1 protein-coding gene is annotated in these 1,264 nt (G+C 71.3%); it reads left to right on the plus strand.

Features of this window, described 5'->3' with window-relative positions:
- Positions 1-1,264: UxaA family hydrolase (locus SM757_RS34795; RefSeq protein ID WP_322468834.1), on the plus strand; the 1,264-nt coding region annotated here is incomplete at both ends.

Here is a 1,264-nt window from a genome sequence, read left to right on the forward strand (position 1 = left end):
TGGTGCTGCGCGAGCACGTGCCGCAAGGCCACAAGGTGGCCCTGGCAGACCTCAAGGCCGGCGACGCCGTGCGCCGCTACGACGTGCCCATCGGCTTCGCCCTGGAAGATCTGCAAGCCGGCAGCTGGGTCAACGAGCGCCGGCTGCGGATGCCCGAGGCCCGCGGCCTGGAAGACCTGCCTCTGGCCACGCGCAAGGTGGAGTTGCCGCCGCTGGAGGGCTTCACCTTCGAGGGCTTCCGCAACCCGGACGGCTCGGTGGGCACGCGCAACCTGCTGGCCATCACCACCACCGTGCAGTGCGTGGCCGGCGTGCTGGAGCACGCCGTGCAGCGCATCCGCCAGGAGCTGCTGCCGCAGTTCCCCCACGTGGACGGCGTGGTGGGCCTGGAGCACGGCTACGGCTGCGGCGTGGCCATCGACGCGCCGGACGCCGTCATCCCCATCCGCACGCTGCGCCACATCTCCATGAACCCGAACTTCGGCGGCGAGGCGCTGGTGGTCAGCCTGGGCTGCGAGAAGCTGCAGCCGGAGCGGCTGCTGCCGCCGGGCAGTTTTGCCATCCGCGACCTGCGCACCGGCCAGGCCACGGAGCCGGCGCTGGACGTGGTGACGCTGCAGGAGCACGACGGCTTCACGGCCATGCTCGACACCATCGTGGCCCGTGCCCGCGTGCACCTGCAGCGGCTGAACGCGCGCCGGCGCGAGACGGTGCCGGCCTCGGAGTTGATTGTTGGCGTGCAGTGCGGCGGCTCGGACGCCTTCAGCGGCGTCACCGCCAACCCGGCCGTGGGCTTTTGCGCCGACTTGCTGGTGCGAGCCGGCGCCACCGTGATGTTCTCGGAGACCACCGAGGTGCGCGACGGCGTGGCGCAGCTCACCGCGCGCGCCGCGACGCCGGAAGTGGCGCAGGCCGTGATCCGCGAAATGGCCTGGTACGACGAGTACCTGCAGCGCGGCAGCGTGGACCGCAGCGCCAACACCACGCCGGGCAACAAGAAGGGGGGCCTGTCCAACATCGTGGAGAAGGCCATGGGCTCCATCGTGAAGTCCGGCTCGGCGCCCATCAGCGGCGTGCTCTCGCCGGGCGAGAAGCTGGGTGGCAGGAAGGGGCTGATCTACGCGGCCACGCCGGCGTCGGACTTCATCTGCGGCACGCTGCAGCTGGCCGCGGGCATGAATTTGCACGTCTTCACCACCGGCCGCGGCACGCCCTACGGGCTGGCGGAGGTGCCGGTGATCAAGGTGGCCACGCGCTCGGACCT

This window comes from Azohydromonas lata (assembly GCF_034427735.1).
Taxonomy (GTDB): domain Bacteria; phylum Pseudomonadota; class Gammaproteobacteria; order Burkholderiales; family Burkholderiaceae_C; genus Azohydromonas; species Azohydromonas lata.